13 protein-coding genes are annotated in these 12984 nt (G+C 66.5%); 3 read left to right on the forward strand and 10 right to left on the reverse strand.

Going from position 1 to position 12984, the window contains the following annotated elements:
* Positions 1-60 precede the first annotated feature (60 nt).
* Both ACQUSX_RS07235 and ACQUSX_RS07240 read left to right on the forward strand, forming a co-directional pair.
* Positions 61-2097: a bifunctional aldolase/short-chain dehydrogenase gene (locus ACQUSX_RS07235; protein WP_428906273.1), complete on the forward strand. Its 2037-nt coding sequence runs from the start codon at positions 61-63 to the stop codon at positions 2095-2097.
* Positions 2094-3530, forward strand: a complete 1437-nt coding sequence (locus ACQUSX_RS07240) for a rhamnulokinase (RefSeq protein WP_428906274.1) — start codon at positions 2094-2096, stop codon at positions 3528-3530. Before ACQUSX_RS07235 ends, ACQUSX_RS07240 begins: the two co-directional genes overlap by 4 nt.
* Positions 3531-3572: 42 nt before the next feature.
* Here the strand turns inward: ACQUSX_RS07240 and ACQUSX_RS07245 are convergent, their stop codons facing one another.
* The 10 genes from ACQUSX_RS07245 to ACQUSX_RS07290 all read right to left on the reverse strand — a co-directional run bounded on the left by ACQUSX_RS07245 (position 3573) and on the right by ACQUSX_RS07290 (position 11646).
* Positions 3573-4439 (reverse strand): LLM class flavin-dependent oxidoreductase, encoded by an 867-nt coding sequence (locus ACQUSX_RS07245; protein ID WP_428906275.1) that lies wholly within the window; start codon positions 4437-4439, stop codon positions 3573-3575.
* 33 nt (positions 4440-4472) lie between these two features.
* Complete coding sequence (locus ACQUSX_RS07250) at positions 4473-5039, reverse strand: NADPH-dependent FMN reductase (protein WP_428906276.1); 567 nt, start codon at positions 5037-5039, stop codon at positions 4473-4475.
* A gap of 53 nt (positions 5040-5092) precedes the next feature.
* Complete coding sequence (locus tag ACQUSX_RS07255; protein WP_428906277.1) at positions 5093-6655, reverse strand: MDR family MFS transporter; 1563 nt, start codon at positions 6653-6655, stop codon at positions 5093-5095.
* Positions 6652-7269 (reverse strand): TetR/AcrR family transcriptional regulator, encoded by a 618-nt coding sequence (locus tag ACQUSX_RS07260; RefSeq protein WP_428906278.1) that lies wholly within the window; start codon positions 7267-7269, stop codon positions 6652-6654. Before ACQUSX_RS07260 ends, ACQUSX_RS07255 begins: the two co-directional genes overlap by 4 nt.
* 69 nt (positions 7270-7338) lie before the next feature.
* Complete coding sequence (locus ACQUSX_RS07265) at positions 7339-7551, reverse strand: multidrug transporter (RefSeq protein ID WP_428906279.1); 213 nt, start codon at positions 7549-7551, stop codon at positions 7339-7341.
* A gap of 141 nt (positions 7552-7692) precedes the next feature.
* Entirely contained in the window at positions 7693-8511 is an 819-nt protein-coding gene (locus tag ACQUSX_RS07270) for an ABC transporter ATP-binding protein (RefSeq protein WP_428906280.1), read from the reverse strand.
* A 10-nt stretch (positions 8512-8521) separates the two neighbouring features.
* Positions 8522-9358 (reverse strand): ABC transporter permease, encoded by an 837-nt coding sequence (locus tag ACQUSX_RS07275; protein WP_428906281.1) that lies wholly within the window; start codon positions 9356-9358, stop codon positions 8522-8524.
* The gene (locus ACQUSX_RS07280) at positions 9358-10125 is read right to left on the reverse strand and encodes an ABC transporter permease (protein WP_428906282.1); all 768 of its coding nucleotides are present in this window, start codon (positions 10123-10125) and stop codon (positions 9358-9360) included. Before ACQUSX_RS07280 ends, ACQUSX_RS07275 begins: the two co-directional genes overlap by 1 nt.
* Positions 10126-10156: 31 nt before the next feature.
* The gene (locus tag ACQUSX_RS07285) at positions 10157-10642 is read right to left on the reverse strand and encodes an ester cyclase (protein ID WP_428906283.1); all 486 of its coding nucleotides are present in this window, start codon (positions 10640-10642) and stop codon (positions 10157-10159) included.
* On the reverse strand, positions 10639-11646 hold the full coding sequence (locus tag ACQUSX_RS07290; RefSeq protein WP_428906284.1) for an ABC transporter substrate-binding protein: 1008 nt from the start codon (positions 11644-11646) through the stop codon (positions 10639-10641). The genes ACQUSX_RS07285 and ACQUSX_RS07290 overlap by 4 nt, the downstream gene beginning before the upstream one ends.
* A gap of 262 nt (positions 11647-11908) precedes the next feature.
* On the opposite strand from ACQUSX_RS07290, the gene ACQUSX_RS07295 reads away from it, so the two are divergent.
* On the forward strand, positions 11909-12868 hold the full coding sequence (locus tag ACQUSX_RS07295; protein WP_428907609.1) for an AraC-like ligand-binding domain-containing protein: 960 nt from the start codon (positions 11909-11911) through the stop codon (positions 12866-12868).
* The last annotated feature ends 116 nt before the right edge of the window (positions 12869-12984 follow it).

Raw genomic sequence — 12984 nt, forward strand, 5'->3', positions numbered from 1 at the left:
CTCTCGTTACTTCTTGTCACTATTAACATGAAGTAACAACACCTTTGAGTTCGGAGCCTCATGACCAATCCCACCGCCGCCTCCCTCATCGCGCGTTCGAACCGTCTCGGCGCAGACCCGAAGAACACCAACTACGCCGGCGGCAACACCTCGGCCAAGGGAACCGAGACCGACCCGGTCACCGGTCAGCCGGTCGAGCTGCTGTGGGTGAAGGGCTCCGGCGGCGACCTGGGCACACTCACGGAGCAGGGCCTCGCCGTGCTGCGACTCGACCGCATGCGCGCACTGGTCGACGTCTACCCCGGCATCGACCGCGAGGACGAGATGGTCGCCGCATTCGACTACTGCCTGCACGGCAAGGGCGGCGCGGCTCCCTCGATCGACACCGCGATGCACGGCCTCGTCGACGCCGCGCACGTCGACCACCTGCACCCCGACAGCGGCATCGCGATCGCCACCGCGGCCGACGGCGAGCAGCTGACGGCGAAGATCTTCGGCGAGAAGGTCGTGTGGGTACCGTGGCGTCGCCCCGGCTTCCAGCTGGGTCTCGACATCGCCGAGATCAAGAAGCAGAACCCGGATGCCATCGGCTGCATCCTGGGCGGGCACGGCATCACGGCGTGGGGAGACACGTCGGATGCTGCCGAGGCGAACTCCCTGTGGATCATCGACACCGCGGCGGCCTACATCGCCGAGCACGGGAAAGCCGAGCCGTTCGGCGGCGCGCGCTCCGGGTTCGAGGCGCTTGCCGACGCAGAGCGTCGCGAGCGCGCGGCGGCGCTCGCGCCGACGATCCGTGGCATCGCCTCGCACGACACGCCGATGGTCGGTCACTTCACCGACTCCGACGTGGTGACGGGCTTCCTGGCATCCGAGAAGGCACCCGCCCTCGCCGCCCTGGGCACGAGCTGCCCCGACCACTTCCTCCGCACCAAGGTCAAGCCGCTGATCCTCGACGTGCCGGCCACGGCGACCCTCGACGAGCAGATCGCGCGCCTGCACGAGCTGCACGCCGAGTACCGTGCCGATTACCTGGCCTACTACGACGCGCACGCGACTGCCGACAGCCCGGCTATCCGGGGCGCTGACCCGCTGATCGTGCTCATCCCCGGGGTCGGCATGTTCTCGTACGGCGCGAACAAGCAGACCGCCCGAGTGGCCGGCGAGTTCTACGTCAACGCCATCAACGTGATGCGCGGCGCCGAGGCGCTCTCCACGTACTCCCCCATCTCCGACGCCGAGAAGTTCCGCATCGAGTACTGGGCGCTTGAAGAAGCCAAGCTGCAGCGGATGCCGAAGCCGAAGACCCACCAGGGCCGCATCGCGTTCGTGACCGGCGCGGCATCGGGCATCGGCAAGGCCATCGCCACGCGCCTTGCGGCCGAAGGCGCGTGCGTCGTCGTCGCCGACCTCGACCTCGAGAAGGCGCAGGCGGCTGCCGCAGAACTGGGTGACTCCGACGTCGCGATCGGCGTCGCCGCGAATGTGGCGGATGCTGATGCCGTTCAGGCTGCGCTGAACGAGGCGGTCCTCGCCTTCGGCGGCGTGGACCTCGTCGTCAACAATGCCGGCCTGTCGCTGTCGAAGCCGCTGCTGGAGACCACTGAGAAGGACTGGGACCTGCAGCACGACGTGATGGCGAAGGGCTCGTTCCTCGTCTCGAAGGCCGCCGCGAAGGTGCTGATCGAGCAGAAGCTCGGCGGCGACGTGATCTACATCTCGTCGAAGAACTCGGTCTTCGCCGGTCCCAACAACATCGCCTACTCGGCAACCAAGGCCGATCAGGCCCACCAGGTGCGCCTGCTGGCCGTGGAGCTCGGCGAGCACGGCATCCGGGTCAACGGCATCAACCCCGACGGCGTCGTGCGCGGCTCGGGGATCTTCGCCTCGGGCTGGGGCGCCAACCGCGCCGCGACCTACGGCGTCGCAGAAGAGGACCTCGGTCAGTTCTACGCCAACCGCACCATCCTCAAGCGCGAGGTCGTGCCCGAGAACGTCGCGGACGCCGTGTACGTGCTCACCGGCCCCGAGCTCAGCCGCACCACCGGCCTGCACGTCCCTGTCGACTCCGGCGTCGCCGCCGCGTTCCTGCGATGACCGCCCGCGCGGTCGCTGCGGTCGATCTCGGAGCGACCAGCGGGCGGGTGGTGATCGGCCGGATCACCGCCGATGCGGTGGACCTCGAGCTCGTCTCGCGCTTCCCGAACGGGCCCGTCGAGCGCGAGGACGGCCTGCACTGGGATTTCGGTGCGCTGTACGCGAGCATCGTCGACGGCCTCGCCGAGGCGGTGCGTCGCGAGCCGGCCATCGAGAGCATCGGCATCGACTCGTGGGCGGTCGACTACGGTCTGCTGCGCGACGGGGCGCTGCTCGCCGAGCCGTTCCACTATCGTGACGACCGCACCGAGCGGGGTATCGCCGAGGTGCACGACATCGTTCCGTTCGCGCAGCTGTATCAGCGCAACGGGCTGCAGTTCCTGCCGTTCAACACCCTGTATCAGTACCGTGTCGATGCCCGCACGGCCGAGGCGGATGCGGCACTGCTGATCCCCGATCTGGTGGCCTGGCTGCTCACCGGACGGCAGGTGGCCGAGCGCACCAACGCCTCGACGACAGGGCTGCTCGACGTGCGCTCCTCGGAGTGGGATCTCGAGCTCGCCGAGCAGCTCGGCATACCCCGCCGGATGCTGCCCGAGCTGGTGAACCCCGGCGAGACCGTCGGGCGCCTCCGGCCCGACGTCGCCGACCGCATCGGTTCGGTTCTGCCGGTGATCGCCGTCGGGTCGCACGACACCGCCTCGGCGGTGGTCGCCGCTCCCCTGGTCTCTCCCGATGCCGCCTACATCTCGTGCGGCACGTGGGGGCTCGTCGGGCTCGAGCTCGAAGCGCCGGTGCTGTCGGATGCCGCACGCGAGGCGAACTTCACCAATGAGCTCGGCGTCGACGGGCGCATCCGCTTTCTGCACAACGTCACCGGCCTCTGGCTGCTCAGCGAGACCATCCGAGCCTGGGAGGCCGAGGACGGCAGGCCGATCGATCTTCCGGCCCTGCTCGCGGAAGCCGGGGCGGTGGATGCTAAGACGGCGGAGGCCGGCGCGGTGGACGCTCACGAGCCGCTGTTCGACGCGAACGACCCCTCGCTCAGCACTCCCGGCGACATGCCCGCGCGTATCGCCGCGCTGCTGCGCCGATCCGGTCATGACGTTCCGGTCGGGCGCCCCGCGTTCGTCCGGACGATCGTCGAGTCGATCGCCGCGGCGTTCGCCGATGCCGTGCGCACGGCAGGAGACCTGGCAGGTCGCGCGGTCGACAGCATCCACATCGTCGGCGGCGGCTCGCTGAACGAGCCGCTCTGCCAGGCGACCGCCGACCGTGCCGGCCTGCCGGTCTTCGCGGGACCGGTCGAGGCGACCGCGCTGGGCAACGTGCTCGTCCAGGCACGGGCATTGGACGGCCAGGGCGCCACCCTCGAGCAGCTGCGCACGATCGTCGCCGCCGGGCACTCGCCGGTGCGGTACGAGCCGCGCTGAGGAAGCCCGCGACGCGCAGCAGGCGCTGAGCACGGTCTGAGCTCAACCGATCAGGCGCTCGACCTCCACCGCGGCGCGGAAGAACTCGCCCAGGTCCGGCTCGCCGGCTGCGGGCGAGAGCACGACGTCATCGATGCCGACATCCCTCAGGCGTCGCACGACCTGGGCGACTTCAGCGGGGTCTCCCCATGCGGCGCGGTCGTCGTCGATGCCCCGCTCGCCGAGCGCTTCGCGCACCCGCGATTCCGCGCCGTCGCCGAACGCCGCCGTGAGATAAGAGACGATCTTCGGCTCATTCTCTCGGCCCGCCTCGCGCGCACCGGCGCGCACGCGGGCGATCTGGTCGACGACCTCCGCCGAGGAGTAGCCGCCGGTGAGGATCGCGCCGTCGGCGACGGCACCGGCGAGCGCCAGGGTCTTCGGGCCCTCACCCGCCGCGTACACCGCAGGTGCAGCATCCGGCGGCCAGTCCAGCCGGACGCGGTCGAGGTTCACATAGCGTCCGGAGAACGTGACCTCTTCTCCCTCGAGCAGTGCGCGCAGCGCGGGCAGCTGCTCACGCATCAGCGTCAACGGCGACTTCACCCGCGCACCGGCCTGCCCCATCCACTCCAGCACGCCGTGACCGAAACCGGGCATGAGCCGGCCGGGGAACATGCGCTCGATCGTGGCGACCTCCATCGCCGTGACCGCCACGTTGCGAAGCGGCAGCGGAGCGATGCCGATCCCGACCCGCAGATTCTCGGTCCACGCCAACGCGGCCGCCGCCGACGCATAAGCCGACTCGCGGAAGCAGTCCTCCCACAGCCACAACTGGGAGAGACCGGCGGCCTCCGCCGCGTGAACCGCGGCTCTGAAATCCTCCGGGGGATGCTGATACGGGCTGAAGACGGCTCCGATGCTGCTCATGAGGGCATGATGCCAGAGTTCGTCCGCGCGCGTTTACGAGCGGGGCAGCACGGTCAGCACCCGCTGGACGTGCTCGTGGAACTCCTTCATGAACGTGCGAAGGAACTCCTCCGTGTCGGGCTTCGTGATCGTCCCGTCCTCGCGGAACACCTCGGGGGAGAAGTGGATGTATGCCTCGGGCGCCGTCATCTGGCGGGCATTGCAGAAGGCCATCACCGAGCGCAGGTTCTGCTGCGCCACTGCCGTGCCGATGACGCCGATGGACGCCCCGATCACCGCCGTCGGCATGTGGTCGAACGAGTTCTCGCCCCACGGGCGCGACGCCCAGTCGATCGCGTTCTTCAGTGCGCCCGGAATGGCCCGGTTGTACTCGGGGGTGACGAAGAGCACCGCGTCGCTGCCGGCGATGGTGTCCTTCAGCTTCCGGGCGACCTCCGGATAGTCCGAGTCGTAGTCCGGACTGTACAGGGGCAGGTCGCCGATCGGGATCTCCGTGAATTCGAGATCATCGGGGGCGAGGCTGATCAGCGCCTTCGACAGTACGCGGTTGATCGAGGTGGACGACAGGCTTCCGACGAAGTATCCGACCTTGTACGACATGGCAGCTCCTCACGGTTGATGTGAGACCAGTGTGCGCCCGGTTGCCGCGGTTGTCAGCCCTGTCTTTCCCCAACACGATCGTGCACGACGTCGCGCTCGATCGTCGTCTTCAGCGGCACCTCCTTGATGAAGCAGAGCAGGATGAACGCTGCGACGGCGAGCGGCGCCATGCCGAGCAGGAGCGGGGTGAGCGCGTCGTTGTAGCCGTGCACCACGATGTCGCGCGCGGCGGCGGGCAGCTCGAGCACGCTGTGCGGGGTGAGCGACGCGACCTCGCCCACCTGTGCCGCGGCCGCCCCGGCGGGAAGCCGTTCGCTGATGATGTTCACGAGCCGCAGGGCGAACAGGCTGCCGATCACCGCACTGCCGAGCGATGCGCCGATCTGGCGGAAGAAGTTGTTCGCCGCGGTGGCCGTTCCGACGATGCGGTTCGGGAACGAGTTCTGCACGATCAGCACGAGGATCTGCATGTTGACCCCGAGGCCCGCGCCCAGCAGTCCGACGTCGATGCAGAAGCGCCACAGAGGGGTCTCGGGCGTCATCAGGCCGAGCAGCACGAGCGCGACGACGATGAACAGGGCGCCGGCGATGGGCATCCACTTGTACCTGCCGTACCTGCTCACGAGCCAGCCGCTGAGCAGCGAGGTGACCAGCATCATCCCCATCATCGGCACCATCAGGATGCCCGCGGTCGTGGCATCCTGCCCGAACGTCATCTGCAGGTACGTCGGCAAGTAGCCGATCGCGCCGAACATCGCGACGCCGATGAGGAGGCCGGCGACGGTGGCGAGCACGAAGTTGCGCTCGTGGAACATCCCGAGCGGCATGATCGGCTCGGCCGCGCGGCGCTCTGCCAGGACGAACAGCACGGCGAGCACGACGGTCGCGGCGATGAGCGAGAGGATGACCGGAGAGGTCCATTCGAAGTCGTTGCCGCCCCAGGATGCGACCAGGATCAGGCAGGCGGTCGCGCCGGCGAGCGTCATCATGCCGAGCACGTCGATCTTCGGCCTGGAGGTCGTGCCCTTCGGCAGGTGCAGCAGCGTGAGCGCGGCGGTGAGGGCGAGCAGGCCGAGCGGGATGTTCAGCCAGAACGTCCAGCGCCAGTCGACCTCTTCGGTCAGCCAGCCGCCGAGCAGAGGACCCGCCACGGACGACACGGCGAAGACCGCGCCGATGATGCCCATGTACTTGCCGCGCTCGCGCGCGGGGATGACGTCTGCGATGATCGCCTGCGACAGGATGATGAGGCCGCCCCCGCCGAGGCCCTGCACGATCCGCGCGACGATCAGCACCGTCATGTCCGGAGCGAGCGCGCCGACGACGGAGCCGGCCATGAACGTGACGATCGCGAAGATCATCGGCCCCTTGCGGCCGATGAGGTCGCTCATCTTGCCGTAGATCGGCATCATGATGGTGGATGCGAGGATGTACGCCGTCATCACCCAGAGCATCTGGTCGACGCCGCCGAGTTCGCCCACCATGGTGGGCATCGCGGCGCTCAGCACCGTCTGGCTGAGTGCGGCGAGGAGCATCGCCAGCACCAGTCCGATGAAGAGCAGGATGATGCCTCGGCGCGTTTCGTGAGAGCGCGGTCTGATGGTCGTCGTGGTCATGGCAGTGTGCGCAGTACCTCTCGAAGGGCGTGCAGAGTCTCGTCGGCGTGCGGTCGGATGCCGTCGGTCGAGGCGTGCTCGGTGATGGTTTTTCGGATGCTGAGGCGCAGCACCGCGTTGCACGTGACGACGAGGGCGCGTGCGGCATCGTCGATGTCGCTGAGGTCGGTGAATGCGCCCGAGGTCTGCATGCGCTCGGCGACGACGCCGGCGATGCGCTGCTCGACGCCGATCATGCGCGCCCACTGCCGCTGGATCAGGTGCGGGTGCTTCGCGATGAGTGCTTTGCGGTGTTCGAGCAGCGTCTCATCGCTGGGAGTGAAGACGCCGATCATCAAGGTGAGGATGTCGTCGATGAGGTCGTCGGAGGTTCCCGCGCGCAGCTCGTCGAGCTCCTCGTCGGAGGGCAGCCCCTCGTGCAGCCCGACGATGGCGTCTTCCTTGGTCGGGTAGTAGTTGAAGAACGTGCGCGGCGAGATGTCGACGCGGGCGCTGATCGCCGCGACCGTGGCACCTTCAGGTCCGTTCTCGAGCGCGAGCTCGACGGCGGCGCGATGGATGGCGTCCCGCGTCTGCCGCTGCTTGCGCGCTCTCAGGCCCTCAGGTTCTTGCATCCGAGCATTATTGCATCTTCTGCAATTCTGCACAGGGTGCGTGATTTCTTCGATGCGCGGCCAGCACGCCTAACTCGGCTCATCTGCGCCGTCGACACCCGGACCCGGCCCCGGACGCACGGCCGCCGTCTCGGCGATGTCGATCCGCACGTTCCCGTCGTGCTCGGAGACCTCGATGCGCGGTGCGGCGTCGGCCTCGGTGGAATGCTCGGCACGAAGGAGTTGATCCCGTCGCTTCTGCTCGGAGGTCATCTCGTCTGGTTCACGGTTGCTCTCGGACATGCTCAGCACGATGCGCTTGATCGTCTCGGATCGCGATCCCCTGGTCTCCTCACCACGGAAGTGGTACGGAGCGTGGCGCTGACCGGCAAACCGATCATGGGTTCTTCGGTCGCTCCCGGGGCCGATGACGCCATCAGAGGACTACTGCGACGTCTTTCCCTCCTGAATGAGCGAGAGAACCTCCGTGCGCATGTCGGCGAAGTGCGGCAGCGAGCGGGTCCGGATCTGGCTGCGTGGACCGGGAAGGTCGACATCTAGCAGACGTGTGACGACTGCGGGTTTCTTCCCGAGGACGACGATGCGATCGGATAGATAGACGGCTTCATCGATGTCATGAGTCACGACCAGGATGGTCATGTTGAACTGATCTCGAATCGTCAGGCAGAGGTCTTCCAGCTCGAACCGGGTCTGCGCGTCCACTGATGCGAACGGTTCGTCCATCACGAGCACTTCGGGTCGATAGGCCAGTGCTCGCGCGATCGCGACGCGCTGCTGCATGCCGCCCGAAAGTTGCCACGGGTATTTTTCCGTGGCGTGCTCCAAACCGACGGCGGCGATCGCCTCGTCGATCCGACGTTGGAGCTCGGGCTTGGGAAGCCTGAGGTGGCGCAGCGGGAGGAGTACATTCTTGCGCACCGTGAGCCAGGGCATCAACGAACGGGTGTATTCCTGGAAGACGAGCGCCATCTCTTCGGGCGGTCCGTCGATGAGTCGGCCGTCGATCAGTGCGGCGCCGCTTGTGAGCGGTTGCAGTCCGGTGAGGCACTTGAGGAGGGTGGTCTTGCCGACCCCGGATGGGCCGACGATCGACACGATCTCCCCCATTGCGACGTCGAAGGTGAGGTCTGCGATGACGTTCACTGCGTCGTCGCCATTCCCGTACGACTTGCTGAGGCCGCGCACGCTCAACCGCGGCTCTTCGCGCGCATCAGCACGAGTGCCGACGTGCACCTCTTCCATCGATCTCATCTCACGATTCCTTTCCGATTTTCTGCGAGCGGACGTACCACCGGAGCACGCGGTCGCGGACGATGTTGAAGAGCAGGTTGGTGGCGTACCCGATGACGCTGAGAAGGATGATGCCCGCCCACATGTCCGGTATCGCGAAGGACTGCTGGGCGATGAGGGTCATCGCTCCGATGCCGAGCGAAGAGCCAAGCATCTCGCTGGCTACCATGACCACGAAGGAGGCCTGCAGACTCACCTGCAGCCCTGAGGCGATGCGAGGGCCCGCCGCGGGTAGATACACGCGGAAGAGTCGTTCGCTTCTGGTGAGCCGGTACACCGCCGACACATCACGTAGCTGGGGGTCAAGCGCGCGTACCCCGTCCATGGTGGCGATCACCACGGGAAAGAAGGCTGCGAGGACGATGGCGAAGACCCGGGTCTCGTTTCCGAAACCCATCAACGACACGAAGATGGGGATGAGGGCGACGGCCGGAAGCGCGCGCCAGAAGTCGATCACGGGACCGAACACCCATTTCATAGGCGCGAACAATCCGAGCACGATGCCGACGAGGATGCCGGCGAGTCCGCCCAGGATGAAGCCTCCGAACAGGTTGGCGAGACTCGGGACGACATCACTGAGCAGATGATCGAAGAGCCACAGTTCACGAAAGCGCAGGAGGATCGCGGAGAGCGGAGGGAAGAACGGATCGGTCGAGCCCGCAGAAGCAGCCCACCAGGCGGCGATGAGCAGCGTCGGCACGATGACTTCGATGGCGATGAGCGTGCGGCGGCTCAGACGCGGAAGCGCGGCGCCCGCGCGCCGAGGAGTCCTCGTCGCCTCGGTGATGGTGCTGGTCATCAGTGCACTGCCTTTCGATACGACGGATGCCAACGAAGGACACGACTCTCGATGCCATCGCTCACGGCTTGGAAAACGAGTCCCAGCAGTCCGAGCGCGATGACATAGGCGAATAGCAGTTCCTGCGACCCGCTCAGCTGGGCCTTGATCAGGCTGTTCCCGAGTCCCGGCCCGCCGCCGAGCAGCCCGGCGACGACGGCGGTCACCAGCGACGTCGGCACCGACAGTCGTATCGCCGTCCCGATGTGCGGCATCGCGCTGGGAAGCACGATCCGTCGGAGGATCTCCCCCCGCCCCATGCTGAATGATCGCCCCGTAGCAAGTGCGACGGGGTCGACATCGAGGACGCCGGCCGCTGTCTGCATGAGTACGGGCAGCAGACAGCCGAAGAAGACGAGGAAAATTCCCATATCCATGGTCGGGCCAAGCACCAGCACCACCAGCGGGAGGATGACGATGGGCGGGATCGGCTTCAAGAATTCCAGCACGGCCCTGGTCGCGTGCATCGTCACTCGTGATGATGCCGTGCCTATTCCCAGAGCGACCCCTGCGACGAGGGCGATCAGGAACCCACCGAGCGCGACCTGGACCGTGAGCCACACGCTGCCCCAGAACTCTGCGGTCGGAAGCAGTGCCAGCAACTCGGACAATGTCGCCGCCGCCGTGGGCAGCGGCCCATCCGACAGCGGGCCGCTTGCGGCCCACTGCCAGATAGCGAGGATCAGCAGGAAGCCGACGGCCCCGAGAATCAGGCGTTTGATTGTCACCGGGATCTCCTTGGTATCATCTCGGCCGAGGTCACTCGCCCAGCATGGGAAGATCGTGCGGCGAGATGAGCCCGAGTTGCAGGCCGACGGAGAACTCATCGAAGAGCCCCCACTGCTCCGCGATCTTCCCATTCGAGATCCGGACGAACATCGTGTCCACGACGTCGATCCTCTTCCCGCTCGCAGCCAGTCTGCCGATGGGCGAACCGGTGTGCGTGCCGCGGTTGCGCATCCGCATGGCGATGAGATCTCCGTCCGCGACGACGAGTTCAGGTGTCTCCGTGTAGTCCGGGAACGAGGCGCGGACCGCGTTGACGACGGCTTTCAGACCGGCATGCCCGGTCCAGTCCATCGTCTCGGGCGCCCCGGTCCAGTTCAGCGAAGGCCGTGGCTGGTGGGCGACGAAGTCGGCCGTGTAGAACTCAGGGATGCGAGAGGTGTCTCCCTCGGACCACACGACGCGGATCGCTTCTTCCGCGATCGTGACGCCGGTCGCGGTGGGGTTCTTCTCCATCATGGCTGCTCCACGATCAGGGCGCCAGCGTCCATGGACGCATCCAGGAAGCCGAGCTTCACCATCTTCTCGGCGATCGGTTCGACATCGCGCACGGTCAGCGTGTCGGGCCAATGCACGACGATGAGGTCCTCGGGGGCGACATCCATCTGCGTGATCTCGAGGATCTTCGCTCTGGTCTCGCTGTCGTGAGCCACCGCGTAGGCGCCCGCCTTGTAAATCGCCCGCTGGAACGCGGCGAGCGCCGATCCCAGCTCATCTTCCGCCTTCGGGGTTGTCGCCCACACCGCGACCGCTCCTTCTTCGAAGAACGACACGGTGGGAGACAGGAGAAGCTCCATGCCGGCCGAACGCACTTCGGATCCGAATGGTTCGACAAAACTCGCGGCATCCACCTGACCGGCCTTGAGCGCCGTCGACGCGGACTGGAAGTCCATCGTCACCCACTCGACCGATCCCGGATCGATGCCTTCGTTCTTCAACGCCTGGGCGATCACGATCTCGAAGTGCGACTTGCGGGCTGGGATCGCGATCTTCTTCCCCTTCAGGTCCTGCAGGTCATCGATGCCCGACTCGGGGTCGCCGTACAGGCTGGTGCCATCCACCTTGGAGAGGTCGGGTTGCTGGTTGGCCCCCGCGGCATAACCGTCCGCTGCCGCGAGAAGTCGAAGGTCGATCCCTTGGCTGATCGCCGTCAGCGTCGTCATCGTGGGCGCGTAGGCGACATCCACCTGACCGCCCTGGAGAGCTGCGATGGACGCGGACTCGTTCTGCACTTCCTGAATGTCGAGCGAGAGGCCCTCGTCCTCGAAGAAACCCTGTTCGATCCCCATGTAGAGGGCGGCGTTTCCGCCCACCCCAGCCAGGGCGGAGACTCGTACGGTCGTGAGGCCGCCGTCCTGAGCATCCTGTTGACCCTCGGGTGCGGACGACGCGCATCCGCTCAAGGCGAGGACACCCACTGCGATGATGCCGGCGGCGGTGCTCAGCGTGCGTGGAAAGTTCATCATTGTTCATTCCGTTCGATGTTCACGGGTGCCACGATCACGTCGGGCTCACGACAATCTATTTCCGCCGTCCCAGGATGTATGTGCGCAAGACGCACTGCACCATGCCGGTTCTGCACGCTTCACGCGCGGCGCTGCACAGACGTCGGCCAGACCACGCAGTTCCCGCCGAATGAGGGATGATGTTGTGACTGATGCAATGGAGCGGAGAGGCCGGACGGTGACGCAGACAACGGAGATTGCGGTCGTCGAGGAGAGGGCGATGCTCGACTGCGAGGTGCTCAGCGAGAGTGAGCGGTTCGACGCCTGGCGGGATGCCGTCAACCACAGTTTCGTGCCTCTGATGGCAGATAATCCCGACCCGGAGGAACGACGGCGATTCACCGGCGCGCTTGTCGCTCAGCCTCTGGCCCGGGCGAACGTCGCCACTGTGAGCGGGTCACCGGTGCGCGTTACGCGCAGCGAGCGGCAGATTGCCCGCTCCGACCCCGGACACATAAAGCTCAGCCTTCAACTCGACGGGTACAGCGTCATCACGCAAGACGGTCGGGACGCCGCGCTTGCGCCGGGGGATTTCGCGTTCTACGACACCACGCGTCCGTACACGCTCGATTTCGCGGAACGGCACCGCATGTTCGTCGTCATGCTCCCCGCCGAAGCGCTGCATGTCGACCGGCAGACGCTGTCCCACCTCACCGCCCTGCGATTCTCCGGACGGCAAGGGCTCGGCGCGATCGCATCATCTTTTCTCGGCGCGCTGAGCAGTCAGCTCGACATCGCGTCTCTCAATGAGACGCTCTCACTTTCAGACGCCGTGTTCGACATGCTCTCGGCCGTTATCGCCGACCGCATGGGCACCCTCGGCCTGCTCGACCCAGACATCTACCGCCGCACGCTGAAGTCGCACATCGAAGCGCATATCTACGCGCGGCTGGACGATTCCACCCTCACTGTGTCGAGTGTGGCAGCCGCACATCACATCTCGGTCCGCTACCTGCAGAAACTCTTCGAGGATCAGCAGGAAACGGTCAGTGGCTGGATACGCCACCGCCGCCTGGAAGCCAGCCGACGCGACCTCGCCAGCCCGGCCTCTCCCCAGACGATCGCATCGATCGGCGCTCGATGGGGATTCACCGATGCCGCTGCCTTCACTCGCGCGTTCCGCCATCAGTACGGCCTCACGCCGAGCGAGTACCGCGCATCGGCGACCGGTTCCAACTGATCGACCCCGGACGACGCGCACAGGGCTGTGCCCGGCGCGCATGAACTCTTCGGCCCTCTTCTGGGCGGCATCGGACGCTGTCTACGATCTCCAGCAGAGACGACCGAATGTCTCGA

The sequence above is a fragment of the Microbacterium alcoholitolerans genome (assembly GCF_050408615.1).
Classification (GTDB): domain Bacteria; phylum Actinomycetota; class Actinomycetes; order Actinomycetales; family Microbacteriaceae; genus Microbacterium.

Coding starts and splice junctions, on each gene's coding strand:
- ACQUSX_RS07235 (WP_428906273.1), top strand. CDS start 61: ATGACCAATCCCACCGCCGCCTCCCTCATCGCGCGTTCGAACCGTCTC.
- ACQUSX_RS07240 (WP_428906274.1), top strand. CDS start 2,094: ATGACCGCCCGCGCGGTCGCTGCGGTCGATCTCGGAGCGACCAGCGGG.
- ACQUSX_RS07245 (WP_428906275.1), bottom strand. CDS start 4,439: ATGAGCAGCATCGGAGCCGTCTTCAGCCCGTATCAGCATCCCCCGGAG.
- ACQUSX_RS07250 (WP_428906276.1), bottom strand. CDS start 5,039: ATGTCGTACAAGGTCGGATACTTCGTCGGAAGCCTGTCGTCCACCTCG.
- ACQUSX_RS07255 (WP_428906277.1), bottom strand. CDS start 6,655: ATGACCACGACGACCATCAGACCGCGCTCTCACGAAACGCGCCGAGGC.
- ACQUSX_RS07260 (WP_428906278.1), bottom strand. CDS start 7,269: ATGCAAGAACCTGAGGGCCTGAGAGCGCGCAAGCAGCGGCAGACGCGG.
- ACQUSX_RS07265 (WP_428906279.1), bottom strand. CDS start 7,551: ATGTCCGAGAGCAACCGTGAACCAGACGAGATGACCTCCGAGCAGAAG.
- ACQUSX_RS07270 (WP_428906280.1), bottom strand. CDS start 8,511: ATGGAAGAGGTGCACGTCGGCACTCGTGCTGATGCGCGCGAAGAGCCG.
- ACQUSX_RS07275 (WP_428906281.1), bottom strand. CDS start 9,358: ATGACCAGCACCATCACCGAGGCGACGAGGACTCCTCGGCGCGCGGGC.
- ACQUSX_RS07285 (WP_428906283.1), bottom strand. CDS start 10,642: ATGATGGAGAAGAACCCCACCGCGACCGGCGTCACGATCGCGGAAGAA.
- ACQUSX_RS07290 (WP_428906284.1), bottom strand. CDS start 11,646: ATGAACTTTCCACGCACGCTGAGCACCGCCGCCGGCATCATCGCAGTG.
- ACQUSX_RS07295 (WP_428907609.1), top strand. CDS start 11,909: ATGCTCGACTGCGAGGTGCTCAGCGAGAGTGAGCGGTTCGACGCCTGG.